The 24,377-nt window shown below is 61.6% G+C and carries 25 protein-coding genes and 1 riboswitch; of the genes, 14 read left to right on the top strand and 11 right to left on the bottom strand.

Features of this window, described 5'->3' with window-relative positions; genetic code table 11:
- Positions 1 to 120: 120 nt before the first annotated feature.
- Together alr and dnaB are read right to left on the bottom strand one after the other, a co-directional pair.
- Positions 121 to 1,194: an alanine racemase gene (gene alr / locus AB5Y50_RS03260; protein ID WP_010673259.1), complete on the bottom strand. Its 1,074-nt coding sequence runs from the start codon at positions 1,192 to 1,194 to the stop codon at positions 121 to 123.
- Between the two features lie 134 nt (positions 1,195 to 1,328).
- Entirely contained in the window at positions 1,329 to 2,723 is a 1,395-nt protein-coding gene (dnaB, locus tag AB5Y50_RS03255; protein WP_010673258.1) for a replicative DNA helicase, read from the bottom strand.
- A 420-nt stretch (positions 2,724 to 3,143) separates the two neighbouring features.
- On the opposite strand from dnaB, the gene AB5Y50_RS03250 reads away from it, so the two are divergent.
- Positions 3,144 to 3,998 (top strand): Tim44 domain-containing protein, encoded by an 855-nt coding sequence (locus AB5Y50_RS03250; RefSeq protein ID WP_010673257.1) that lies wholly within the window; start codon positions 3,144 to 3,146, stop codon positions 3,996 to 3,998.
- A gap of 193 nt (positions 3,999 to 4,191) precedes the next feature.
- On the opposite strand, the gene ushA is transcribed toward AB5Y50_RS03250, so the two are convergent.
- Positions 4,192 to 5,862: a bifunctional UDP-sugar hydrolase/5'-nucleotidase UshA gene (ushA, locus tag AB5Y50_RS03245; protein WP_010673256.1), complete on the bottom strand. Its 1,671-nt coding sequence runs from the start codon at positions 5,860 to 5,862 to the stop codon at positions 4,192 to 4,194.
- Between the two features lie 248 nt (positions 5,863 to 6,110).
- Between ushA and AB5Y50_RS03240 the strand changes: the two genes are divergently transcribed.
- The 3 genes from AB5Y50_RS03240 (at position 6,111) to AB5Y50_RS03230 (ending at position 7,864) form a co-directional block, all read left to right on the top strand.
- Entirely contained in the window at positions 6,111 to 6,449 is a 339-nt protein-coding gene (locus AB5Y50_RS03240) for a DUF2956 domain-containing protein (protein ID WP_010673255.1), read from the top strand.
- A gap of 115 nt (positions 6,450 to 6,564) precedes the next feature.
- Positions 6,565 to 6,900: a hypothetical protein gene (locus AB5Y50_RS03235; RefSeq protein ID WP_010673254.1), complete on the top strand. Its 336-nt coding sequence runs from the start codon at positions 6,565 to 6,567 to the stop codon at positions 6,898 to 6,900.
- A gap of 97 nt (positions 6,901 to 6,997) precedes the next feature.
- On the top strand, positions 6,998 to 7,864 hold the full coding sequence (locus AB5Y50_RS03230; protein WP_010673253.1) for a tetratricopeptide repeat protein: 867 nt from the start codon (positions 6,998 to 7,000) through the stop codon (positions 7,862 to 7,864).
- A gap of 69 nt (positions 7,865 to 7,933) precedes the next feature.
- Here AB5Y50_RS03230 and AB5Y50_RS03225 read toward each other — a convergent pair whose 3' ends face one another.
- Both AB5Y50_RS03225 and fkpA read right to left on the bottom strand, forming a co-directional pair.
- Complete coding sequence (locus AB5Y50_RS03225; protein WP_029313876.1) at positions 7,934 to 9,337, bottom strand: sigma-54 dependent transcriptional regulator; 1,404 nt, start codon at positions 9,335 to 9,337, stop codon at positions 7,934 to 7,936.
- A gap of 148 nt (positions 9,338 to 9,485) precedes the next feature.
- Positions 9,486 to 10,295, bottom strand: a complete 810-nt coding sequence (fkpA, locus tag AB5Y50_RS03220; RefSeq protein WP_029313875.1) for an FKBP-type peptidyl-prolyl cis-trans isomerase — start codon at positions 10,293 to 10,295, stop codon at positions 9,486 to 9,488.
- A 119-nt stretch (positions 10,296 to 10,414) separates the two neighbouring features.
- On the opposite strand from fkpA, the gene AB5Y50_RS03215 reads away from it, so the two are divergent.
- Both AB5Y50_RS03215 and AB5Y50_RS03210 read left to right on the top strand, forming a co-directional pair.
- The gene (locus AB5Y50_RS03215) at positions 10,415 to 11,383 is read left to right on the top strand and encodes a WD40 repeat domain-containing protein (protein WP_010673250.1); all 969 of its coding nucleotides are present in this window, start codon (positions 10,415 to 10,417) and stop codon (positions 11,381 to 11,383) included.
- A 14-nt stretch (positions 11,384 to 11,397) separates the two neighbouring features.
- Entirely contained in the window at positions 11,398 to 11,613 is a 216-nt protein-coding gene (locus AB5Y50_RS03210) for a SlyX family protein (protein ID WP_010673249.1), read from the top strand.
- Positions 11,614 to 11,677: 64 nt separating this feature from the next.
- On the opposite strand, the gene AB5Y50_RS03205 is transcribed toward AB5Y50_RS03210, so the two are convergent.
- Positions 11,678 to 12,316: a peptidylprolyl isomerase gene (locus AB5Y50_RS03205; RefSeq protein ID WP_010673248.1), complete on the bottom strand. Its 639-nt coding sequence runs from the start codon at positions 12,314 to 12,316 to the stop codon at positions 11,678 to 11,680.
- 146 nt (positions 12,317 to 12,462) lie between these two features.
- Entirely contained in the window at positions 12,463 to 12,669 is a 207-nt protein-coding gene (locus tag AB5Y50_RS03200; protein WP_010673247.1) for a YheV family putative zinc ribbon protein, read from the bottom strand.
- Between the two features lie 39 nt (positions 12,670 to 12,708).
- On the opposite strand from AB5Y50_RS03200, the gene AB5Y50_RS03195 reads away from it, so the two are divergent.
- The 3 genes from AB5Y50_RS03195 (at position 12,709) to AB5Y50_RS03185 (ending at position 15,477) form a co-directional block, all read left to right on the top strand.
- Positions 12,709 to 13,395 (top strand): hypothetical protein, encoded by a 687-nt coding sequence (locus AB5Y50_RS03195; protein WP_049636174.1) that lies wholly within the window; start codon positions 12,709 to 12,711, stop codon positions 13,393 to 13,395.
- A gap of 138 nt (positions 13,396 to 13,533) precedes the next feature.
- Positions 13,534 to 14,433 (top strand): chemotaxis protein, encoded by a 900-nt coding sequence (locus AB5Y50_RS03190; protein ID WP_045523724.1) that lies wholly within the window; start codon positions 13,534 to 13,536, stop codon positions 14,431 to 14,433.
- A 60-nt stretch (positions 14,434 to 14,493) separates the two neighbouring features.
- Complete coding sequence (locus AB5Y50_RS03185; protein WP_045523726.1) at positions 14,494 to 15,477, top strand: hydrolase; 984 nt, start codon at positions 14,494 to 14,496, stop codon at positions 15,475 to 15,477.
- Here the strand turns inward: AB5Y50_RS03185 and AB5Y50_RS03180 are convergent.
- A complete protein-coding gene (locus tag AB5Y50_RS03180) occupies positions 15,459 to 16,610 on the bottom strand; it encodes a GGDEF domain-containing protein (RefSeq protein WP_042864339.1) in 1,152 nt (383 codons plus the stop codon). The two genes, AB5Y50_RS03185 and AB5Y50_RS03180, sit on opposite strands and share 19 nt — an antisense overlap.
- Positions 16,611 to 16,699: 89 nt before the next feature.
- On the opposite strand from AB5Y50_RS03180, the gene AB5Y50_RS03175 reads away from it, so the two are divergent.
- The 3 genes from AB5Y50_RS03175 to AB5Y50_RS03165 all read left to right on the top strand — a co-directional run bounded on the left by AB5Y50_RS03175 (position 16,700) and on the right by AB5Y50_RS03165 (position 18,600).
- Positions 16,700 to 16,945 carry a YheU family protein gene (locus AB5Y50_RS03175; RefSeq protein WP_010673242.1) on the top strand — a complete coding sequence of 82 codons (246 nt, stop codon included), beginning with the start codon at positions 16,700 to 16,702 and terminating at the stop codon, positions 16,943 to 16,945.
- Positions 16,946 to 17,180: 235 nt separating this feature from the next.
- Positions 17,181 to 18,050 (top strand): phosphoribulokinase, encoded by an 870-nt coding sequence (locus AB5Y50_RS03170; protein ID WP_010673241.1) that lies wholly within the window; start codon positions 17,181 to 17,183, stop codon positions 18,048 to 18,050.
- A gap of 16 nt (positions 18,051 to 18,066) precedes the next feature.
- Positions 18,067 to 18,600 (top strand): lipoprotein, encoded by a 534-nt coding sequence (locus AB5Y50_RS03165; protein ID WP_043152620.1) that lies wholly within the window; start codon positions 18,067 to 18,069, stop codon positions 18,598 to 18,600.
- A gap of 69 nt (positions 18,601 to 18,669) precedes the next feature.
- Here the strand turns inward: AB5Y50_RS03165 and AB5Y50_RS03160 are convergent, their stop codons facing one another.
- Both AB5Y50_RS03160 and AB5Y50_RS03155 read right to left on the bottom strand, forming a co-directional pair.
- Complete coding sequence (locus tag AB5Y50_RS03160) at positions 18,670 to 18,969, bottom strand: hypothetical protein (RefSeq protein ID WP_010673239.1); 300 nt, start codon at positions 18,967 to 18,969, stop codon at positions 18,670 to 18,672.
- Positions 18,970 to 19,017: 48 nt separating this feature from the next.
- Positions 19,018 to 19,422, bottom strand: a complete 405-nt coding sequence (locus tag AB5Y50_RS03155) for an OsmC family protein (RefSeq protein WP_010673238.1) — start codon at positions 19,420 to 19,422, stop codon at positions 19,018 to 19,020.
- A gap of 374 nt (positions 19,423 to 19,796) precedes the next feature.
- Between AB5Y50_RS03155 and crp the strand changes: the two genes are divergently transcribed.
- Both crp and AB5Y50_RS03145 read left to right on the top strand, forming a co-directional pair.
- Positions 19,797 to 20,435: a cAMP-activated global transcriptional regulator CRP gene (gene crp / locus AB5Y50_RS03150; protein ID WP_010673237.1), complete on the top strand. Its 639-nt coding sequence runs from the start codon at positions 19,797 to 19,799 to the stop codon at positions 20,433 to 20,435.
- Positions 20,436 to 20,562: 127 nt separating this feature from the next.
- A complete protein-coding gene (locus tag AB5Y50_RS03145; protein WP_043152618.1) occupies positions 20,563 to 21,363 on the top strand; it encodes a putative RNA methyltransferase in 801 nt (266 codons plus the stop codon).
- Positions 21,364 to 21,503: 140 nt separating this feature from the next.
- Here AB5Y50_RS03145 and AB5Y50_RS03140 read toward each other — a convergent pair whose 3' ends face one another.
- Complete coding sequence (locus AB5Y50_RS03140; RefSeq protein WP_368162407.1) at positions 21,504 to 24,101, bottom strand: glycosyl hydrolase family 18 protein; 2,598 nt, start codon at positions 24,099 to 24,101, stop codon at positions 21,504 to 21,506.
- Between the two features lie 111 nt (positions 24,102 to 24,212).
- Positions 24,213 to 24,299, bottom strand: a riboswitch (cyclic di-GMP riboswitch).
- Positions 24,300 to 24,377: the final 78 nt, after the last annotated feature.

Below are 24,377 nucleotides of genomic sequence, written 5' to 3'. Positions count from 1 at the left end.
CGGGGCTTGTTCTTTCGTCTCTGGGACACGCCCATGAAAAAGGCCGCCCTTGTCGGGGCGGCCTTTTTGTTCTCCCTTCTCCCCTCGCGGGAGAAGGATGGGGGATGAGGGGCGACTCGCCTACACATACTCCATAAAGACGCGGGAGGTGAGCTTGGTGATGAGCTCATAGGGAATGGTGCCGATCTGGTCGGCCACCCGCTCCACCGGCAGCCCTTCCCCCCAGAGCACCGCCTCGTCACCTGCCTTGTCGGTGGCGCCGGGGCCGAGATCCACCGTGGTCATGTCCATGGAGACGCGCCCCACCAGAGGCACGATGCGGCCATTGACCAGCACTGGCGTGCCGTTGGGGGCCATGCGCGGATAACCGTCGCCATAGCCGATGGCAATCACCCCGAGCCGGGTATCGCGATCCGACACCCAGTTGGCGCCATAGCCTACCGGCTCGCCCGCCTTGTGATCGCGCACCGCGATGAGCTGGGTCTTGAGGGTCATCACTGGCTGCAGGTCATAATCCGCCGCCACCGTATTGGGGAAAGGGGAGACGCCGTAGAGGATGACGCCGGGGCGCACCCAGTCGCAGTGGGAATCCGGCCACGCCAGGATGCCTGCCGAGTTGGCCATGGCGCGCTCGCCCGACAGCGGCGCAGTCAGCTGGCAGAACAGGTCGATCTGCTCGCGGGTGGTGGGTTGCTCCAGCTCATCGGAGCGGCTGAAGTGGGTCATGACGTTGAACGGCTGCACCACGTTCTTGCACTTGCCGAGGCGCTCGATAAAGGCGGGCATCTCCTCGGCCCGTACCCCGAGGCGGTGCATGCCGGTGTCGAGCTTGAGCCAGGCCACCACGGGGGCAGGCAGCTCGGCCTGCTCCAGCGCTTCGAGCTGCTCCCAGGTGTGCACCGCGGTCTGCAGGTTGTTGGCCGCCAGCACCGGCTGGTCGGCGGCGCTGAAGAAGCCCTCCAGCAGCACGATGGGCTTGACCACGGCGCAGGAGCGCAGCATCAGCGCCTCTTCGATGCGGGCCACTGCGTAGGCGTCCGCATCCACCAGGGTGCGGGCGACCGGCAGCAGGCCGTGGCCATAGGCGTTGGCCTTGACCACGGCAATGATCTTGCATTGGGGGGCGTGGCGTTTGACCACAGCGAGGTTGTGGCGCAGGGCCGCTGTATTGATTTGGGCGATAGCCGCTTTCATCTGTTTTCCCTTACGAGGGCATGATAATCAGGCACCGGGTGGTGTCAGCCCTCAAATCTCATCGTCTAAGGCCGGACCGGCAGAATTGTCGAACCGGGAAAACTGTGTCTGGATACCGGGAGCAGGCTCCCGACTTAGTAGTCATCATCAAACGCCGGGCCCGCGTAGTTGTCAAAGCGCGAGAACTGACCCTGGAAGGTGAGCCGCACTCGTCCTATGGGGCCGTTACGCTGCTTGCCGATGATGATCTCGGCGATCCCCTTGTCGGGACTGTCGTCGTGATAGACCTCGTCGCGGTAGATGAACATGATCAAGTCCGCATCCTGCTCGATGGAGCCGGATTCCCGCAGATCCGAGTTGACCGGGCGCTTGTCGGCACGCTGTTCCAGGCTTCGGTTGAGCTGGGAGAGCGCCACCACGGGGCACTGCAACTCTTTCGCCAGCGCCTTGAGGGAGCGGGAGATTTCACCGATCTCCAGGGTACGGTTGTCGGAGAGACTGGGCACCCGCATCAGCTGCAGGTAGTCCACCATGATCATGCTGATGCCGCCGTTGTCCCGCGCCACCCGACGGGCGCGCGAGCGCACTTCGGTCGGGGTCAGGCCGGAGGAGTCGTCGATGTACATCTTGCCCTTTTCCAGCAGCAGCCCCATGGTGGAAGAGAGCCGCGCCCAATCCTCGTCGTCGAGCTGGCCGGTCCGCACCTTGGTCTGGTCGATGCGCCCCACGGAGGCGAGCATACGCATGATGATCTGCTCGGAGGGCATCTCGAGGGAGAAGATCAGCACCGGCTTGTCGGCGGTGAGGGCCGCGTGCTCGCACAGGTTCATGGCAAAGGTGGTCTTGCCCATGGAGGGACGGGCGGCGACGATGACCAGATCCGAGCGCTGCAGGCCGGCTGTCATCTTGTCCAGATCGTTGTAGCCGGACGACACGCCGGTCACCCCGTTGTGGGGGGTCTTGAACAGCTCTTCAATCTTGTCGACGGTCTGCTCGAGGATGAGCTTCAGGGGCTGGGGGCCCTCGTTGGCGCTGGTGCGCTGCTCGGCGATCTGGAACACCTTGCTCTCGGCCAAGTCCAGCAGATCGTTGGAGGTGCGCCCCTGGGGCTCGTAGCCCGCTTCGACTATCTCGTTGGCGACCGAGATCATCTCCCGCACCACCGCCCGCTCACGCACGATCTCGGCGTAGGCACTGATGTTGGCGGCACTCGGGGTGTTCTTGGCGATCTCCACCAGATAGGCGAAGCCACCGGCCTCTTCCAGTTGCTCGGAGCGCTCGAGCTCCTCCTGCAGAGTGATGAGGTCGATGGGGTTGCCCGCATTGGAGAGGCGGGTCATGGCCTGGAAGATCAGGCGGTGCGGGCGGCTGTAGAAATCCTTGTCGATCACCCGTTCGGCGACCCGATCCCAGGCCTCGTTGTCCAGCATCAGGCCGCCCAGTACGGACTGTTCGGCCTCAAAAGAGTGGGGAGGTACTTTCAGCTGTTGTGTCTTGGCGTCTTTTTTCGCCGTCACTTGCTCTGCCATACACATAAAAACCGCAGCGGGAAGGGGACGGGAATTTTACAAAAGAAACCCCGCCATCGCGAGTGCTAATACGTCCCGTCATCGCATCCGGCGACAAGACGGGACCCTGGCCTCGTCAGCGCCATCCACTTCTGCGCCGCAGACCTGCCTCACAGTACGAGAAAGGGCCAGACCAGGGTCTGAGCGTTCGTTCTTGCTCTTTGTTTGTTGCGCAACCTGCGCACCGAGCGACTCGGCCGTCTGTGTCTCATGGGTGCCCCCCTGTCGGACGACTCAATCTGTTCATGAATAATTCATGCCATCCGTGATAATCATACCCGCAAGCTGCAACACAAAAAGGGACTGGCAGCCTGCCATGCGCCTCGCTGAGCTTGCACAAGCAGAGCATGCCCCCACCTACATGAGAGTGAAAGAGTCAAAATGAAAAAGATGCTGACCCTGTTTGCCCTGATCCTGGCCATTGGCCTTGGGGCACCCATCGCCGAGGCCAAGAAACTTGGTGGCGGCAAATCCTTTGGCAAGAGCTACAAGACGGCCCCGGCCCAACCTGCGGCCAAGCCGGTCGACACCAAGAACCCGACCGTGGGCGCCCAGGCACCCAAGAAAGGCGGCATGATGGGCGGCCTGCTGGGTGGTCTGCTGGCCGGCGGTCTGTTTGCCTACCTGCTGGGCAGCGGTGCCTTCGAAGGTCTGCAAGGGATGGACTTCCTGCTGATCGCCCTGCTGGCACTGGGCGGTGTCTTCCTGTTCCGAGCCCTGCGCAGGAACAAGGCGGCAGCGGCCCAGCCACAGACGGCCTATGCGGGCTATCAACCGCCCCAGAGCGCGGCCCCCCAGCAGTTCGAGCAGAGCCACAGCGCCCCGCAGGCCACCGGTTTTGCCGACAGCGACGTGCCCTTCCGTCTGCCCCCGGGCTTTGACATGAACGGCTTCCTGGCCGGCGCCCGCGATCACTACCGCACCCTGCAAGAGGCCTGGAACAAGAACGACCTGGAGAAGATCCGCGAGTACGTGAGCCCCGAGCTGTTCGAGCACCTCAAGGCAGAACGCGCCGAGCTCTCCGGTGAGCAGCACACCGAGGTGATGTACGTGGACACCCAGCTGGTCCGTGCCGACTACGGCAGCGACTGGGCCCAGGTGAGCGTGCGCTTCAGCGGCCGCTACATGGACCGTCAGGAGCAGGTCGAGGAGGACATCAAGGAGGTGTGGCACCTCGAGCGTGATCTCGCCAAGGACAATGCCCCCTGGCATATCGTCGGCATCGAGCAGCTCTAAGGCTCAACCGACCCATTTCATCAAGGCGACCTCAGGGTCGCCTTTTTATTGCCATCAGATCGTGTCATGCCCTATTTCGGGGCAGCTTCCCGTGGCCGGATATATTTCCCGAGAGACACTGCTGATGACATTGAAAATAAAAAGAGAGGCAGCCATGACTGCCTCTCTTTTTTATTGGCTCGGGGTGCAGGGATTATTTGCAACCCTCTACCGAGGTGGAGTTGATATAGCTGACCTCGCCGGCCGGCTGATAATCGGCGACCTGAATGGTCTTCTTCACCGCGATATAATCCTTCAGCACACCGGCATCCACCAGACCGGCATTGATGGTGTCGATCTTCGGATAACCGTCACCACCGGCCGCGCTGAAGCTCGGGATGGAGAAGCTGTAGGTTGCTGCCGGATCGAAGGCCTTCCCGCCGATGGTGGCGATGTCCACGCTCTTGGCCTGGCAATCCACCGTCATCTTGATGCCGCCGAACTGGGCATAGCCACCGGTATTGGCGGTCTTGGTCGCGACCTGACCCAGGTAGGTCAGCAGCTCGTTGCCGCTCATGGTCGCCTTGTTGACGGTGTTGCCGAACGGATGCACGGTCAACACGTCACGGTAGCTGATGTCCCCTGCCGCGATGGAGGCACGCACCCCACCGGAGTTGACGATGCCAAAGTCGGTGCTCAGCTTCTCGGCGGTCGCGGTGGTGATGAGACGACCCAGGTTGGTCTGCTTGTTGCGGACGTTGGCGCGCTCACCGTCCAGTACGCCATCGGTGGCACCGATGACCACACCCAGCTCCTGCTGTCCCTTCTCCTGATAGGTGAGCAGGGTGTTGTAGAGCTCGGGATCCTTGACGATCTCTTCCTGAATGAAATCACCGTCCGCATTCTTCAGGTTGACCGGGATCAGATCGTACTGGGTCAGGGTCAGCTTGCCATTCTGATAGTCAAACTGGGCACGACCCACATACTTGCCCCACTCGTGAGCCTGCATGATCCAGGTGCCGTTCTGCTGATCCGGCTGACAGTCGTCGCCCGGCTTGAAGTCGGCGTACTTGTCCGGGGTGCCCGGCTCCATGCAGACCGGGTTCTGGGAGTGACCACCGATGATGGCGTCCAGAGTACCTGCCGGCAGCGCACGGGCCATCTCCACGTCACCCGGTGCGTTGCTGCCGTGCTGACCATTCTCGTAATGGCCCATGTGGGTGATGGCAAGAACCAGGTTCGCCTCTTTGTTGTCGCGGATTTGCTTGCCGAGATTGGCGGCTTCAGTGGTCGGATCGCGGAACTCGAGGGTCTGGACGTTGTTGGGATCCACCAGCTGGGCGGTGTCCTCTGTGGTCAGACCCAGCACGGCGACCTTGAGGCCGCTCTCCAGCTTGAACACCTTGTAGGGATCGAAGTAGCGCTTGCCGCTCGTCTTGTCATAGATGTTGGCGGAGATCATCGGGAACTGGGCCCACTGACGCTGTTTCTCGAGGATGGTCAGGGGGTTGTCGAACTCGTGGTTGCCCACCGCCATGGCATCGTAACGGATGCTGTTCATGGCCATGAAGTCCGGCTCTGCATCCTGCAGATCCGACTCCGGCACCCCGGTGTTGACGTCACCGCCGGAGAGCACCAGCACTTCGCTGCCCGCCGCTTTCGCCTCGGCACGCAGCCGCTCGACCAGGGTCTTCTGGGCCGCCATGCCATATTCGCCCTTGTCGTTGTGCCAGAAACGACCGTGGGTATCATTGGTATGCAAAATGGTCAGCTTGCAGACATTTTCGGTGCAGGGGGCGACGCTGTCGTTGCTTGAGGTATTGCAGCCGCTCAATGCGGCAAGCACTGCCAGTGCGATACTTCCTTTGACAAATTTATAATTCATTTCCATATCACCTTGTTATTTTGTTATTGGACGACCCTATCCAGGATCGGGCGGTAATATAACAAACAACATGTGACGGTTTTTCATCGGCGACTCACAAATTCCGCCAAATGTGATCATCCACGCAACCTGTTTCCCCTATTTGGAACAGAGGCACCCCACTCGCAGAGCAATTTCCCCCATGATGGCAGCCCGCCGGTAACGGTTATGGCATACTGCCCGCCAATCAATGCCAAGGAGTGCCTGGAATGGCCAAGTACGACAAAATTTCCCCCGAAACCCAGCAGGAGGCGATGAAGATCGCCCGTGCCAACCAGAAGCCGGGGCAGACCAAGGAGCAAACCCAGCTCATCGCCCAGGGGATCCAGAAGGGCATAGACGAATACAAGAAACAGATGAAGGCGAAGGCCCGCGAGGCCAGCCGCCAGAAGAAACTGCAAGCCAAAGCCAGGCACTCTTCCCAAGAGACGCCGGAAGAGGAGAGCGAAGCCGAGGTCATCGAGCTCACCCGCCAGCACCCGCTGCCCTGGATCCTGCTGGTGCTGAGCTGGCTGGTATTTGCCGTGCTCTGGTTCTGGTTCCGCTGATCCTGCCCAGGCAAACCTTTGCCCTGCGATCCGCTTTACAGCCCGGGCGCGGGGGACTGGTCATTCCCCACCCGGACTGCCTACACTCTGCCCCCCTTGTCAGGAGACACTCATCATGAACCCGGCCCCGCTCTATCTGCTGGCTCCCCTCGCCCTCTTCCTCGTGACCCTGGTGCTCTATCGCATCTCGCCACTGCGGGCGGTTGCCGCCGGCCATGCCCGCTGGTTTATCCTGCCCGCCTTCACCCTCTTTATCCTGCTCATCGTCATCAATGGCGCTGCGGATCCCGCCCTGAGAAGCCCTGCTTTCCACTGGCTGATGCCGGGGTTCGGCTTTGCCCTGAGCCTGTTCCCTGCCCTGCCCAAGGCACTGGTACCGCGCCTGGCTATCAAGGAGGGAGCCTTTGCTGCCCTGGGTCTGATGCTGATGAGCCTTGCCATGGTCTACTGATCGGCAAGCGCTGGCGTCACGATGGCGCCAGTCCCCTTCTTGTACAAAGAATGGCCTTCAGGCATCTTGGTGGGCGGATAACCGGCATGGAGGCCAGATGAACAATCCGCCCGATTTCATGGCACTGTGGGATTATCAGGATCCCGTTGCCAGCGCCCAGCGTTTTCAAGCACTGCTGCCCGAGGCGCGTGCCGCCAACCTGCAATGGGAGCTGGAGCTCCTCACCCAGATAGCCCGCACCCATTCGCTGCAACGCCAGTTTGCACAGGCGCACCAGCTGCTCGACGAGATAGAACCCCGCCTCACCGAGGCGACTCCACGGGCCCGCCTGCGCGCCTTGCTGGAGCGTGGCCGCACCTTCAACTCCGCCGGTGACAAGGCCAGCGCCAGAGCCCTGTTTGAACAGGCCTGGCAACTGGGAGAGCAGTACGAAGAGCACTATCTGGCCATCGATGCGGCCCACATGGTGGCCATCGCCGCCCCCTTGGAGGAGCAGAGCCACTGGCACCAGCTGGCGATGACCCTGGCCGAGCGCAGTCACGACAAGCGGACGCGAGGCTGGCTCGCCAGCCTCTATAACAATCAGGGCTGGACCCTGTTCGAGCTGGGTCGCCTCGACGAGGCCATCGCCTGTCAGCAAAAGTGCCTGGCTTGGCACGAGCAGCACAACAACCAGGGCAAAGCCTTTATCGCCCGCTGGAGTCTGGCGCGCCTGAGCCGGGCCCAGGAGCGCCATGAACAGGCCATGGCCGAACTGGCACAGTTGCGCGACGACATGGCCGCCGTCGGCACCCCCGAGGATGGCTATGTGTTCGAGGAGCTGGGGGAGAATGCACTCGTGCTCAATGATCCCGCGGCGACCGAGTACTTTGCCCGCGCCTGGTTTCTGCTGTCACAGGATGGCTGGTTCACCGCCAACGAGGCAGAACGGCTGGCCAGGCTCAAGCAGCTCGCCAAACTCTGATAAGCGTGCGGGGCGACCAATTGGCCGCCCCGCACATCAGCATGTCTGCCCGGGAGCAGAGGTGACGGCTCAGGCCGGACTCGCCTCTTCCCAGCTCTGCTTCTTGCGATAAATCGTGGAAGGGCTTATTTCCAGCAGGGCCGCCGCCTTGGGGATGTTGCCATCACAACTGGCGATGGCCTGTTCGATGGCCTCCTTTTCCACCTGCCAGAGCGGACGAACCTGCCTGCGAACGACCACGGGTTCTGACTGGGGATCCGCGATCCCGACCGCAGGCTCCGGGGCCAGGGTACGCCCCCCGTTGAGGGGAGGTGGCAGGATATCCGGGCTCACCAGCTCGCCATCGTTGAGCACCACTATGTTGCGCACCACGTTTTGCAGCTCGCGCACGTTGCCGGGCCAGGGGTAGTCGAGCAGCACCTGCACTGCGTCCGCATCAAAGTCCCTGAATCGCTTGTTCTCCTCACCGGCATAACGCAGCAGCAACTCCCGGGCCAGCAGCAGGATGTCCTCTCCCCGCTCCCTCAGGGGGGGCAGCGCCAGCGGGATCACGTGCAGGCGGTAGTAAAGGTCTTCACGAAACCGTCCGGCCTTGACCTCCACCAGGGGATCCCGGTTGGTGGCGCAGACAAAGCGCACATCCACCGTCTCCAGCTTGCCGCTGCCGACCCGCTGCAGGGTGCCGGTCTGGATGAAACGCAGCAGCTTGCTCTGCAGGTCGAGATCCATCTCGCAGATCTCGTCGAGGAAGAGGGTGCCGCCGTTCGCCAGACTGGCCGCCCCCTTGCGATCCCCCTGGGCACCGGTAAACGACCCCTTCACGTGGCCGAAGATCTCGCTCTCCATCAGGTCATGGGGAATGGCGGCGCAGTTGAGGGCGATGAAAGGCTGATCCCGACGCGGGCTGCACTGGTGAATGGCCTCGGCGCACACCTCCTTGCCGGTGCCGCTCTCGCCGGTGATGAAGACGGTGGCCTTGCTCGGCGCCGCGCTCTCGATGATGCGATAGACCGCCTGCATCGCCATGGAGGCGCCGATGAAACCGGCAAAGGAGCTGCGCTCGAAGTTTTCCCGATACTGGGCCACCAGCGAGCTGAGCTGCTGGTGCTTCAGGGCATTGCGCGCCGTGGCGCACAGGCGCTTGCCATCGAACGGCTTGGTGAGAAAATCGAAGGCCCCGAACCGCATCGCCTCCACCGCCACATCCACCGAGCCGTGAGCGGTGATCACCACCACGGAGCAGGGCAGTTGCCGCTCCGTGATCTGCTGCAAGATGTCCATGCCGGACATGTCGGGCAACTCCAGGTCGAGCAGCACCACGGGGGGCGGGCTTGCCAGCAATTGTGCCAAAGCCTGCTGGCCACAGTCTGCCAGCTGCACCTCGTAGCCATCCTGGGCCAGATACTGCTCATAGACGACCGCCAGACTGCGGGTATCTTCCACCAACAGGACACGGGGTTTGCTTTCAGCCACGAGATCCATCCTTGCGCTTGATTTTGTTGTCTATTCTGGGGGCTAGCCGCCACACACTCAAGACGGCCTCATCGCTTTATCCGGGGGATTGCGACAATACACAAGCAAAAACGGCTCCCTGGGGAGCCGTTTTTATGGTGCTTTGAGCTTATTTCTTGGCGTTGTCGCCATCGGCAGCCGGTTTTTCGATGGCCAGCAGCTCTACGTCAAATACCAGCACGGCGTTGGCCGGGATGGAACCTGCACCGTGCTCGCCATAGGCCAGCTTGGACGGCAGGAAGAACTTGAACTTGGAGCCGACCGGCATCAGTTGCACCCCTTCGGTCCAGCCCGGGATCACCTGGTTGAGCGGGAAGGTAGCCGGCTCGCCGCGATCGACGGAGCTGTCAAACTTGGTGCCATCGGTCAGGGTACCGGTGTAGTGTACCTTGACGATGTCGGTGGCCTTCGGCTTGGCGCCGTCACCCATCTTCTCGACCTGATATTGCAGGCCGGACTCAGTGCTCTTCACGCCCTCTTTCTTGGCGTTGGCAGCCAAGAACTCTTCACCCTTCTTCAGGTTTTCCACGGCATCCTTGTCGGCCTTCGCCTTGGTCAGCTCGTTGATCTTGGCGTCGTATTCCTGCAGAACCTTCTGGATCTCCTCGTCGGTCATCTTGGCTTCTTTGCCCAGACCGTCGGTGACACCCTTCAGGATCACGGTGTTGTCCAGCTTGATGCCGAGCTCCTGCTGGCGCTCCAGGGTATTGGCGATATAACGACCCATGGAGAGGCCGATCGCATAGCCGGATTGCTCTTCAAAGCTCTTGGCCTCAGCCTTGGGGGCCTCTGCCGGCTTGCTGGCTTCTGCCTTGACCTCTGCGGTGTTGGTCGCAGCAGGTTTCTCATCTTTTTGGCAAGCAGTCAGACCGACGGCAACCGCCGCAGCCAACAGGGACACCTTCAGAAAATTGTTCATCAGTTTCTCCAAAACTCTAAATACCGCTCTCGGTTCCTTCGTGAAATGAGAGGTTTATCGTGATAAGCGCCTTATACTAACGCCGTGATCGCAGGTAACGAAAGCATGAGACAGGAAAAATGATCAAAAGTGCCATTTATCTCATCGGTATTTGCCTGATGCTGACGGGGTGCGAACAACGCTCACTTCCCAGCCAGCAGATCCGCCTCGCCAACCAGGGTCTGCTGAGCGCGGATCTCGCCAGTTCCGGCAAGCTCGCGCTCGTCTCCAGCCTGAGTCAGGGCACTGTGGTGTGGGATCTGGAACAGGGCAAGGAGCGCTGGCGCTGGCGCCAGAGCGACGACCAGGAAGAGTTCGTCACCCTGACCCGCTTCTCCCCCGATGACAGCCATGCCATCACCGCCACCCAACACACCTTCGCCATCTGGCGCTTGCAGGATGGCCGCTCCCAGGGCTACTACTCTCTGCCAGAATCCCGCCTGCGCGATGCGGCGATCTCGGCGGATGGCCGCCAGGTGCTCATCGGCCGTGAAGACGGCAAGGCGGAAGTGGTCGACACCCAGACCGGACGCCGGCTGCAATTCCTCGGCCACACCGAACAGGTCAACACGGTGGATCTCTCCCCCAATGGTCGCTATGCCCTCACCGGCGGCAACGATTACAGCGCCTATCTGTGGGACACCCGCACGGGCCAGGTTGTGTGGCGCTTCAACCACGCCGGGCGAGTCGTGATGGCGAGACTGGATCCGTCCGGACGTTTCGCCTTCACCGCAGACAGTCGCCAGGCCAGCATCTGGGATCTCAAAAGCGGCAAGGAGCACAGCAGGTTGCAATATGATCACCGCTTCGAGGTCTACACCAGCGCCCGCTTCGCCAACGGCGGCAACTGGCTCATCACCGGCGCCCCCTCCCGCCAGCTCACTCTGTGGCAGGTGAGTGACGGCCAGCCGTTGCAGAGCTGGCGCGTCTCGCCCCATCCCAAGGTGAAACCGCCGAGCGCTGTGGTCTATGGCGTGGCTTTGCGCGACAATGACCACCTCGTCAGTGCCAGCTCCAGTGGCCTGGCTGAAATCTGGACTATCAAGTAAGGACCAAAAGGCCCATGAGTCAGCAACTAAACGAACGCCTCGAAACCCTGGAAAGCCGCCTCGCTTTTGCCGAATACACGGTGGAGCAGCTCAACGACGAGGTCACCACCCAGGGTCGCGAGCTGGACCGGCTCAAACACCAGATCCATCTACTGGTGGATAAATTGCAGAGCGTACAGCCGAGCCAGATCGCCAGCATGGCCGAAGAGACGCCGCCACCGCACTACTGATGCGTGCCAGCCATAAAAAAACCCGCGCCATGCGCGGGTTTTTTTATCATCGGCCAGGCCGTGATCAGTGCTGATGGCCCTTGCCACCACAACCGCCACCACCGCAGCAACCACCGTGACCGTGATCGTCGCCGTGATCGTGTGCATGGTTGTGACCATGGCCGCCACAGCAGCCACCGTGGTCATGATCGTGATCATGGCCGTGATCATGGTCATGACCATGATCGTGACCGCAGCCACCAGCGCCGTGCACATGGCCATGGGCCAGCTCTTCGGCGGTCGCGGCACGCACGTCCTTGATCTCGACCTTGAAGCCCAGGGTCACGCCAGCCAGGGGATGATTGCCGTCCACCTTGATGAACTCCTCGGACACCTCGATGACGGTCACCGGGCGGTGGCCGTCGTCGGTCTCGGCCACAAAAGTATCCCCTTCAGACACTTCCATACCGTCGAACAGCTCGCCGGGCACTTCCTGCACCAGATTCTCGTCGTACTCGCCATAGGCCTGGTTCGGCGTCAGGGTGACGTCGAACGCCTCGCCCACGCTGCGACCTTCCAGCTCGGCTTCGAGGCCGGAGACCAGGTAACGGGTACCGTGCAGATACACCAGCGGCTCTTTACCTACAGTGGTGTCGATGACTTCACCGTGTTCGTCGGTGACCGTGTATTCCAGCGTAACCACGCTCAGGGGAGCTACTTTCATGTCAGGGATCCTGCGGATAGAAAAAAACGGGCTCAGAATACCTCAAAAAGGCAGACAAGCATATGGTCGGCCCGGCTTCAGTGTGATGAAAAAGTCATCAACAGCGACCAGCCTGACCGGCGTACCATCACCTTGAGGCATGCCACTCACTCGGGACGAAACACCCCTATCACCTGCTCCGCCTCGCGCGTCGCCTTGTCCACCTGCTCCTGGGTCTGCACCTGGGTATCCCCGCACTCGACACAGGTCACCTTCTCGACTCCATGCTCCATATACAGCATCATGGTGTCCATCTTGCCGCACGCCGGGCAAACTGCCCCGGCAATGAAGCGTTTTTTACGTCTGGTTTCCATTTTTGTTACCTCCAGGCAGCATCATATCAGGGTTTTTACATGCATCACGCCATCGAATATCAGCATTTTTCCACTTCCACCCTTCAGGTCGGCCCCCGCAAGCGCTCCCCCATGGGCCAATTGCTGCGCGTCACCCAGGGGGTGGCGCTGCTGAAATTGGGTGCCCATGAGCTGCTGCTGACACCTGGCAGCCACTTCTGGCTCTGTGCCGATGCCCTCGCCGCCTTCACCCCTCTGGCTGGCTGCCAGCATGATCTGCTGGCCTGCTCCGTGCGGGTGCCCCAGCCCGCCCAGGCTGGCTGGTTGCAGGCAAGCCCGTTGATGGACGCACTGCTGGACAGCCTGGCGGCCTGGTCACGCCCACGCGACTGGCAAGGCCCCTATGGGCAGCGGCTGCAAGTGGTGGGAGATGAGTTGCACGGCTGCACCATCTCGTCACTGGGGGATCAGGCACTGCAAGATGCCTGGCAAGCCCTGGCCAGAGCGCAGCCGGATAGCGTGGCTGCCTGGCAGACCCTGCTGGGCACTCGCGGTCTCGAGGGCCCGGACGCCCGGGTACTGCAGGATCAGTGGCAACTGTTGCAGGGGATTCGCCTGCTGCGAAGCGGCAGCACACCGTCACAGGTGGTGAGCAGGCTGGGTTATCGGGATGAAAGCGCGCTGGCCGAGGCTCATCTGCAATGGCTCGGGGCGCCCCTCTCCCCTCAGCCGACCGCGACCCGATAAGAGAGGCATAAAAGGATGGCAAAAGAAATCCAGTTTTGCGGCTCACCGCCGCTAACAACAAAGGAGTCATTCATGTCACCATCCTTTATGCTGAACACCCGATTGACCGTCACCGACTAGATCAACAGGACATCCGCCATGACGAGCAAGGCCAACCAATCCCAGGGCATGTTGCTGTTCCACCTCTCTGCCAGACAATCCTTCGCCATCGGTACCCTCAAGGTGAAGGAGATCGTGCCCTACACCCAGCTCACCGCCCTGCCACAATCCCATCCCACCGTGCTCGGGGCCGCCAGCATGCGCGGCACCACCATCCCGGTGATCGACATGGCAATGGCCGTGGGCTACCGCCCCATCAGCCGGGAGGAGATGCCCCACTGCTTCATCATCATCACCGATTGCCGCCGCACCCTGGTGGGCTTTCTGGTGCGGGGCATCGACAAGATCACCGAGTGCAACTGGCGTGACATCGAGCCGCCCCCTCCCTCCTTGGGACAGAACGTCTTCGTCACCGGCGTGACCCGGGTGGGAGATCAGTTGATCCAGTTGCTGGATGTGGAGCTCATCCTGTCGCGGGTCTATCCGGACGATCCCAGCCATCTCTACCCCGTGCTGACCGACGTGCAGCGCGAGCGGCTCAAGCCGATGCGGATCCTGCTGGTGGACGACTCCTCCGTCGCCCGTCGCCAGCTCATGGCGGCGCTCGATTACATCAACATCCCCTACGAGGTCTGCACCAACGGACGCGACGCCCTCACCCTGATGCAGACCCGGGTCTCCCAGGGCACGCGGATCGACATCCTGGTGAGCGATATCGAGATGCCGGGGCTGGATGGTTACGAGCTGGCCTTCGAGGTGCAGAGCGATGCCAAGCTGGCGGGAGCCTACATCATCCTGCACACCTCCCTCTCCAGCGAGATCAGCGTGGAGCGGGCCCATCAGGTCGGCGCCCACGAGGCGCTCACCAAGTTTGAAGCCAACGAACTGATCCAGGCCATGCTGCGCGGCGCCGAGCACCACGATCGTCTGCTGGCCTGATGTCGCGGCGAGCCAAGGGCTCGCCGCACCCTTTTCCTCCCAGCTCTTCCGAGTCGCTGCATGTTGACAGAAAGCCACTTCCACGCCCCCTGGTGGGCCCGCAACCCCCATCTGCAAACCATTTTGCCCAAGTGGCTGCGCCGCTCGCCTGCCCGCTTCATCCAGGAGCGCTTCGAACTCCCGGACGGCGATTTCGTCGATCTGGCCTGGAGCGGCGAACCCGGCCAGGATGAACAACCCCTGGTGGTGGTGTTCCACGGACTGGAGGGGAGCATTCACTCCCACTATGCCAAAGGGCTCTTTGCCCACCTGCAGCGGCAAGGGAACGAGGCGGTGCTGATGCACTTTCGGGGGTGCAGTGGCGAGCCGAATCGGCTGCTGCAGGCCTATCACTCAGGCGCCATCGAGGACGCCCAAGCGGTGATTGCCGAGCTGGGGCGGCGTTTTCCTGGCCGTCCCCTGGTCGCCATCGGCTATTCCCTGGGGGGCAACATGCTGGTCAATCTGCTGGCGCGGGCCTGCCCGGCACCATTGAAGGCGGCGGTGGTAGTGTCGGCCCCGCTGCAACTGGCAAGCTGTGCCGATCGGGTCAATCAGGGCTTCTCACGGGTCTATCAGAACTACCTGCTGCGCACCATGCGAACCAACCTGCAAAGCAAGATCCGGCGCCAGAGCGCGGCACGGGCGCGCTGGCAGCCGGCCCAGATCACCCGCATCGCCACACTGAGGGAGTTCGACGAGCTGGTGACGGCACCGCTCCATGGTTTCGAAAGCGCCGATCACTACTACCAGACCTGCTCCGGCCTGAGCCTGCTGGCCCGCATTCCCATCCCGACCCTCGTCATTCACGCCGCCGACGATCCCTTCATGACCGATGCCGTCATTCCGGCGGCGGAGCAGCTCTCCCCTCTGGTGCGCTACGAGCTGAGCCGCCAGGGCGGCCACGTGGGCTTCCTGCACGGCTCTCCCTGGCGCCCCCGTTTCTGGCTGGATGAGCGCATCAGCCAGTGGTTGCGGCAACAGACTCAGGGCGCGAACCGGTAACCGTTGCGCCCCTCTTCCTTGGCCTGATAGAGGGCGCCATCGACCCGCTCGAGCAGCATGACGAGGCTCTCCCCGGCTCGCCACTGGGCTATCCCCTGGCTCAGGGTGAGGTGGGGGGCTACGTCGGAATCCTCATGGGGCAGAGCCCTGGCCGCCAGAGTGGCGCGAATGCGCTCCGCCACCTCCTGGCCACCGGCCAGCGTCGTCTCCTGCAGCAACACCACGAACTCCTCTCCCCCGTAGCGCGCCACCAGATCGCCGGGCTCCCGCACACTCTCCTCCAGGCACTCGGCCACCAAGATCAGGCACTCATCCCCCGCCTGATGCCCATAGCGATCGTTGTAGCGCTTGAAGAAATCCACATCGAGCAGGATCACGGTGAGCGGTACATCCTGGGTGGTGCCTTGCGCAATGGCACGCTTGCACGCCTGATCGAAGTGGCGACGGTTGGCTATGCCGGTCAGGGGATCCCGGTTGGCCATGGCATTCATCTTGTTTGCCAGCATCAGGTTGTCGTGCTCCCTTGACACCGCAAGCTCGAACCAGCCGTTGAGCATGCGCCGTCCCGTCTCCAGCACCACTAGCAAGACCCCGACCACTATGGTGTTGACCAGAACAAAGGGCTCAGGACTCCAGGAGGCTCTCACCAACAAGAACAGCAGGGGGACCGACACCAGTGCGTAAAACAGCCGCACATCGCAATACGCGGCGACGAGACCGGTCAGCAGCAACAGACTGACCATGTTGAAAATGAAACTGAAGCCTCCCTTCAAGTCGACGATCGAGATGGTGTAACCCACCATGGCCCAGGCTAGCCCCCAGGCCAGGGCACAGACGCACAGGGACACCAGCCAGATGGCATGGGATTGACGGGAGAGCCAGCCCCACCCGAGCGGCAGCAGCAGGCCAACACCTATCATGGCAAAGAGCTGCCATTTGTATGACCAGGGCAGGTTGCCGACCAGTACCAGGTGTGCATCCCGATAGATGTAGAAGCGGGTCAGCAGAAATACGAGGGCGATGAGATTGATGACCCAGTACCAGCGCAAACCGGCGCTCAGGGCGCGGCGGCGGGCATCGAACAGGTGCTGTTCGAATTGACTGGAGGGTCGGCGTGCGTCAATGGATTGCATGGCTCCCCTCGTCCAAAACGAGACAAATCCCTTGCGCTTGCCGACCAGACATCGACAATATCCGCAACCCACTGAGTGAAGATGAAATCATGATTATCCCCTGGCAAGAACTGGAGCCGGACACCCTCACCAACCTGCTCGAACACTTTGTGCTGCAAGAAGGCACCGAATACGGTGAACAGGATGTCAGCCTGACCGACAAGGTCGAAGCAGTCAGGCAACAATTGCTACAAGGTAGCGCCGTGCTTGTCTACAGCGAGCTGCACGAAAGTGTCAATGTCGTCCCAAAGACTCATTTAAGCAAGTCACCCACTGACGACTTCCCCCAAGCGTAACGCGGTCACGGCTTATCGGGCGGCTCACCCCGCCCTCCACCTATCCAGCTCACATCATCAGGCCGCATGACCAGTTCGCCACCCAGCAGCACCTATTCCAACGTACCCAGAGCACAGGGCAGCCCTTGTTCACAGCTATTGCCGGGAAGCGTGGGGGCAGCGGGAGGATGACGGCGCACTTGACCGCACTTTGGGCCACCCCTTATAACGGAACTCCCAAGGAAGAGAGAATTCTATGTCCGCCAAGCATCCCATCATCGCGGTCACCGGTTCGTCCGGTGCCGGTACTTCCACCTCCACCAACGCCTTCCGCTCCATGTTCCACCAGCTTGGATACAAGGCGGCCGTGGTCGAGGGGGACAGTTTTCACCGCTACACCAGGCCCGAGATGGACGTGGCTATCCGCAAGGCCCGGGAGCAGGGGCGGCATATCAGCTACTTCGGCCCGGAGGCCAACGACTTCGGTCTGCTGGAGTCCTTTTTCCAGGAATATGGCCAGAGCGGCACAGGCCAGTACCGGCGCTATCTGCACAGCTTCGACGAGGCAGTGCCTTTCAACCAGATGCCGGGCACCTTCACCCCCTGGCAGGATCTGCCCGGCGAGACGGATCTGCTGTTCTACGAAGGACTGCATGGCGGCGTGGTCACGGGGGAGCACAACGTGGCGCGGCACGTGGACTTTCTCATCGGCGTGGTGCCCATCGTCAACCTGGAGTGGATCCAGAAGCTCATTCGCGACACCTCGGAACGCGGCCACTCCCGCGAGGCGGTGACCGACTCCATCGTGCGTTCCATGGACGACTACATCAACTTCATCACGCCGCAGTTCTCCCGTACCCACATCAACTTCCAGCGGGTGCCGACCGTCGATACTTCCAACCCCTTCAGCGCCAAGGTGATACCCAGCCTGGACGAGAGTATGCTGGTGATCAGGTTTCGGGGCATCAAGCAGGTGGACTTCCCCTACCTGCTGTCGATGATAGACGGCGCCTTCATGTCCAGGATGAACACCATCGTCGTGCCGGGTGGCAAGATGGGCTTCGCAATGGAACTGATCCTGCGCCCCCTGATCCAGCAACTGATCGAAACGGGCAAGATCACCTGAGCCAAGGAGCTTAACGATGCGCGCTGCACTTCTCTCATTCACGCTGGCAACCCTGCTGGGGGGTTGCAGCTCCGGCCCCGCCGCCCCCACGGTCGAAACGGGCACCATGGTGGTTCGCCCGGCGGAGCATTGGACCTACGGGGCGACACCACGCTATGCGCTGGCCGAACAATTCCAGTATGCGGGCAACAGCGCCGCGCCCTGGCTCGAGCCGGTACAGCAGGCCGTCATCCGGCAACTGGACGGCAAAGGCTGGCGCAGCGTTCCCCTGGATGAGGCCGACGTCTGGGTCGCCATCGGGGTAGCTGGCAGCCAGGACATGAGCGATGGCGAGATCTTCTCCCGCCTCGGCATGACACCGGGCCTGAACGCCGCCGCCAATGCCCGCAAGGGGACCCTGGCCGTCGTGCTGCTCGACGGGCATAGCCAGAAAGCAGTGTGGAGCAGCGCCATCCAGCTCGCCAGCGACGTGCCTGTCGCAGAGGAAGCCCGTGGCCAGCTTAGCCAGCAACTGGCCGCCCAGTTGCTGGGCTCGCTACCGTCAGACTGATGTCTCTTTCAACAAAAACGGCCTGCTTCACGCAGGCCGTTTTCCATGCACGCCGTGACGGCATCAGGGTCACTTCAACTCGCAGGTCAGCTGGGTCACACCGCTCTTGACCAGGGTGGCCTGCTTGTCCTGACGGGAGAAGGTAGTCACCCCGTCGGAATAGCTGGCAGTCTCTTTGGGCGACTCGATGCGCCCCAGCTTGTGATAGACACCGGCATAAGGGAACTGCACCATGTCGGCCTGGGCATCATAGGTGATGGCCAGCAACTCTTCCCCGCACTGATACTGGCTGTATTGATACTGGGTCGGCTGCGGCATGCTGCAGGCGGCCAGACCGAACAGGGGAAGCAACATCATCATTTTTTTCATCGCACTTTCCTTATGTCATGGCGTTATCGACGGGACAAACTTTAGCGGTCAACCCTCAAGAATTTGATAACTATGGGTAATTTCTACCGCTTTTTCCAACATCAGGGAAACTGAACAATATTTTTCCATGGACAGATCCACCGCACGGGCGACCTGCTTCTCCGCCAGCCCCTTGCCGGTCACCACGAACTTGAGGTGGATCTGCTCAAATACCCGGGGAACGGTATCGGCGCGGGTCCCTTCCAGTTCGACATGGCAGGCGGTCACGGACTGACGGGCCTTCTCCAGAATGGAGACCACATCGATGGAGCTGCAACCGCCGACAGCCAGCAGGATCATCTCCATCGGGCTGGCACCTTCACCCGGGTTGGCGCCATCCAGGGTCACCTGATGACCGGACTCGCTCTCCCCCACAAACTTCATGCCTTCCACCCAGCTGACCTTGGCTTTCATCTCTCACTTTCCTCTCAATGACAACAGTTCTAACGCCCATAGCATACCTCAAGCCGGGGTCGAGTGGCACATGCGCCATGATCTTGCCCGTTCCCGACGATAAAGCCCCGTTTGTGGCGACAGCAGCCTCTCCTGCGAAACGGACGACGACCCAAAGGGAAATAGATCGAAATCAACATCCGACCTCCTCTTCTTGCCTAGAATGCCCCGGACGACGCAGCAGATGGCGGCTCACCGGTGGACGGCAAAACCCCAAAGCCTTGTCAGCACAGGCAAAGGCTCTTATTCTACTGCGACCAAAGAGTAAGGAATGGCAAGCTTGGCAACTTGCCTGGACGCACAGTCCATAAAAATGACACTACAGAGGAAGTCTCATGATCATTGGCAAACCGCAAAGCGATCCCACCCTTGAGTGGTTCTTGTCGCATTGCCACATTCATAAGTATCCCGCCAAGAGCACCCTGATCCACGCCGGTGAAAAAGCGGAAACCCTCTACTACATCGTCAAGGGCACCGTCGCCGTCCTGATCAAGGATGACGAAGGCAAGGAGATGATCCTTTCCTACCTGAATCAGGGGGATTTTCTGGGCGAGATGGGGATGTTCGAAGAGAACGAGAATCCGGAGCGTTCCGCCTGGGTACGTGCCAAAGGCGCCTGTGAAGTCGCCGAGATCTCCTACAAGAAGTTCCGCCAGCTGATCCAGGTCAACCCGGACATCCTGATGCGCCTCTCCGGTCAAATGGCCAAGCGCCTGCAGCACACCAGCCAGAAGGTCGGCAACCTCGCCTTCCTGGACGTGACCGGCCGCATTGCCCAGACCCTGCTCAACCTGGCCAAACAGCCGGATGCCATGACCCACCCGGATGGCATGCAGATCAAGATCACCCGCCAGGAGATCGGCCAGATCGTCGGCTGCTCCCGTGAAACCGTCGGCCGCATCCTCAAGATGCTGGAAGAGCAGGAGCTCATCTCCGCCCACGGCAAGACCATAGTGGTGTTTGGTACCCGCTGACCGGGTTCCGCCGACGGCGCCCGCACAGCGCCGTTGGATAAAAAGGCTGCCCATGGCAGCCTTTTCCGATCCTCTCCCCTATAATCCCGAACGCCCCGCCGTCATGGCCTTCGCCAAGAGAACTCCTATGCACCTTCAATGCCCCCTTTGCCGCAGCCCCCTGCACCTTCATGCCGCCTCCCGCGGGGTCTATTGCGACAACAAGCACCACTTCGATCCCGTACCGGAAGGCTATCTGGACCTCATCCCCGGCAAGAAGAACCCCAAGGACAGCGACAGCCGGGCCCTGCTGCGCGCCAAGCGCCGCTTCCTGGAACAAGGCCACCAGCTGCCTCTGGTAGACGCCATGGCGAACCTGCTCGCTCCTCTTGGCGAGCGCGAGCTTGTCCACCTCGGCTGTGGCGAGGGGTACTACTGCCGCGCCCTGGCTGAGCGGCTGCCCGGCTGGCAGGTCGGCGGTTTCGATCTGGCCAAGAATGCCATCTTCGCCGCCAACAAGGCGCAACCGGAAGGCCAGTTCGTCATCGCCGACCCGGCGCGCGCCCCGCTACTGCCTGGCACGGCCCAGGTGCTGCTGGTCAACGACCTCAAGGTCAAGACGGAACTCCTGGTCAGCTGGCTGGCGTCGGGCGGCTATCTGCTCCACGTGCAGCCAGGCCCTCGCCATCAGTGGCAATTGCGCGTCAGCCTCAATCCGGTGAGCATGGAACATCCCCTGAGCTGGCCCGCCCTCACCGGGCTTGTCAGTGTTGCTCAGCAACGCGCCCAGTTCAGTACGGCGCTGGATCAGGGCCTGCGCGAGCACATTCTGGAGACCAGTCGCCTCGGCTGGCGTGCCAGCGGCGAGCAGCGCCACGCCTTCACCCACCAGGGGCCCGACGCCCTCGAGCAGGATCTGCTGCTCAGCCTGTGGCAAAAACCGCTGTGAACCGGTGACAAACCATGAAAAAAGGCCCTGACGGGCCTTTTTGACAAAGCGAGTGCGCCTTTCCTCTGACAGGGAAGAGACACCCGACCACGCAGCAAGACAAAAATGGGGCCCTCGGCCCCATTTTTCATCACGGCAGATCAGTTGCAGCTCGCCGCGCCCTGATCGACCCAGACGGCGGCCTTGCCGGGCTCATCGCCCTTGGTCCAGTACTGGGCCTTCCACTTGCGGCCGTTGTGGCTGGTGACATCACCGCCGTTGTAGACCACTCCGGCATCCCAACCCAGTTGCACCTGGCTCACCAGTTTCCACTGATCGGCGGTGCGGCTCGGCTCGTTGCCCTGGGTCCAATACTTGGCCTGCCACACCAGTTGCTTGTGGCTCACCTTGTCATTGGTGTTGTAGACGGTACCTGCACTCCAGGCCGGATGGTTGGCCGCATCCGGATCGCTGGCCTCGCAGCCACCACCTGTACTGGCCGGCTTGACGGTCAGGCGGGTAACGGCTGTGGCATCCAGCGCCCCGTCGGTGACCACCAGGGTCAGATCGTAGGCCGTATCACTGGTCACGTTCGAACCCGTTACCACCAGGGTCGCGCTGTCCAGACCGGTGGCGCTGAGCCCGGCCGGCACTGTCCACTGATAGCTCAGGGCATCACCATTGGGATCGGAAGCGGTGGCCTTGATGCTCACCTGCTTGCCGGCCTCGACGGTCGCACTGGCCGGTACGCTGACCACGGGGGGCAGGTTCGGCTGCGGCGCCTTGTTGGTGACCACCACCTGATCCTTGGCCGAGAGCCCCTGATCGTCGGTCACGGTCAGCTCGAACACCAGATTGATGTCGCTGCTGACGGCATCCAGTACCACACGGGCCTTGGCCTGGGTGGCATCCAGCAGGCTGGCCTGGGGTCCGGAGACCTGTTTCCAGCTGTAGGTCAGCGCCCCGTTTTCCGGATCGTGGGAGGCACTGCCGTTGAGGGTCACCTCGGCCGGGCCGGTGGCACTCAGATCGCTGCCGGCATTGGCAACCGGCGGCTTGTTGACCGGCGGCAGCGTACCCTCGCCGTGGCCCAGCCCCTCGTGCATGGCGTTGAGGATGTCGCCGTTGTCCGCATCAATTTCCCAGGCGAACAGACCGCCGAGCTGGTTCGCCAGCACGTACTGCCCCTTGGCCTTGACCGAGCGGTCGTTGTCGAAGGTAATGAGGTCGCCACTGCTGGCCTTGAAGACATAGGGGGCCTCGGCCGACTCGTCATAGCCCTGCTCCCAGCCTGCGCCCATGCGGTTGTTGACGATGTCGCGGTAATCCACTACGCCATTTTCCCAGGTACCGCTCACCGGTCCGGTAGCGGTGCCGGTGAAGGGGTTGCCGGCCTGGTAGTTCTTCACTCCGGTCCAGCCACGGCCATACATGGCCGCCCCCACCACAATCTTGCCCGGTGTCACCCCCTGACCCAGCAGCGCCTTGACGCCCTTGTCGGTGGTGTACTTGGTGGCCGGATCCCAGCTGGAGGCAAAGAGGTTGGTCTGGTGGGCCAGATTCGTCAGGTCGAAGGCGCCGCTGAAGTCGTAGCTCATCAGGAAGATGTGGTCCATGTACTGCTGGGCCGCCTGATAATCCACCTTGGCAATCTTGTCACCGCCGGCGCTGATGGCCGAGGTCAGCTCATACTGGCGGCCGGTCTCGGCTTCCAGTTCATCGAGCATGGCTCGCAACTCCTTCATCAGCACCACATAGGTGGCACCGTCATTCGGGCCGCCCAGGCTGGGGTTGGCCCCCTGTCCGCCCGGGAACTCCCAGTCGATGTCCACGCCGTCGAAGAATTTCCAGGTCTGCAGGAACTCTTTGACCGAGGCGACGAAGGTATCGCGCTTGGTCTTGTCACCCAGGAAATAGAAGGGATCGGAGAGGGTCCATCCGCCGACAGACGGCAGGATCTTAAGGTCCGGGTGGGCCTGTTTGAGAGCCATCAGGTTGCCGAAGTTGCCCTTGTAGGGCTCATCCCAGGCGCTGAGGTTGCCTTGGGACATCTGGATCGCCGCCCAGGGATCATGGATGGAGACCTTGAAGTCTTCGCGGCCCGCACAGGAGCGCTGCAACGCCTCGAAGCTGCCGGAGATCTCTTTGAGGCTGTCGTTGATGCCGTTGCCACCGCAGATGGGGGTGAAGCCGTAGAGGATATGGGTCAGGTTCTGGGCCGGGATCTTGTCCACGGTGAACTTGCGACCATAGACCCCCCACTCCACGTAGTAGGCCCCCACCACCTTGCCGGACTTGTTGGCGTAGGGCTTGTTGTTCTCCTTGAGGGGCGCATTGAGCGGCGCCAGGTGGCTGCCGTCGGTATCGGCGACCATCAGCTCCTTCTTGTCGGAGAGGGTGCAGCCATCGGCGTTGCACAGGGCCACCTGCATCTGGTAACGCCCCCCCTTGGTGACCTTGAAGTTGGCGGTACCCGCGGCGGAGGCCGGGCCTGACCACACCTCCTTGCCGTCGAGCAGTACCTTGGCGGTCTGTCCGACGTCACCGGACCAGAGGTTCCAGGTCACGCTGACGGGAGCGCCATCCTTGTGGACGGTCACCAGCTGGTTGTAGGCCGAAGCAGCCTGATTGACTTCAACGATGGCAAACTTGGTGGGGCCGGAGCCAATGGTGGGTTTGCCCGGGGCAGCGGCGAAGGCGGAGGTAGTGCAAAGCCCCCCGACCAGAAGCGCCAGCAGGGAAAGTCTTGGACTTAACATATTTGAACTTCCTTATTTCGTTATTGGAATTAACAACGAAAAAGGCAACGCAACCTGCCAGGTAACGCAGACAACATCGCAACCATGGCTTGGCCCATGGACGATACAACCTGTGGTGGCCCCGCTATCCTAGGTACGCAGACCCTTAGACCGGAAGCTTTGCGTCCCGGACTTTCATCCGGTTTGCCTTTTTGCACAACTTGATTTGCGACAAAAATAATCGCCGAATGACTATAGGGGAGAGTCGCCCGGGTGCCACCTGCCAAAAGTGACACC

Source organism: Aeromonas sp. s6, from assembly GCF_040907815.1.
GTDB lineage: Bacteria > Pseudomonadota > Gammaproteobacteria > Enterobacterales > Aeromonadaceae > Aeromonas > Aeromonas caviae.
Note: the sequence above shows the minus strand (reverse complement) of the source record. Positions and strands in the feature narration are given on the sequence as shown.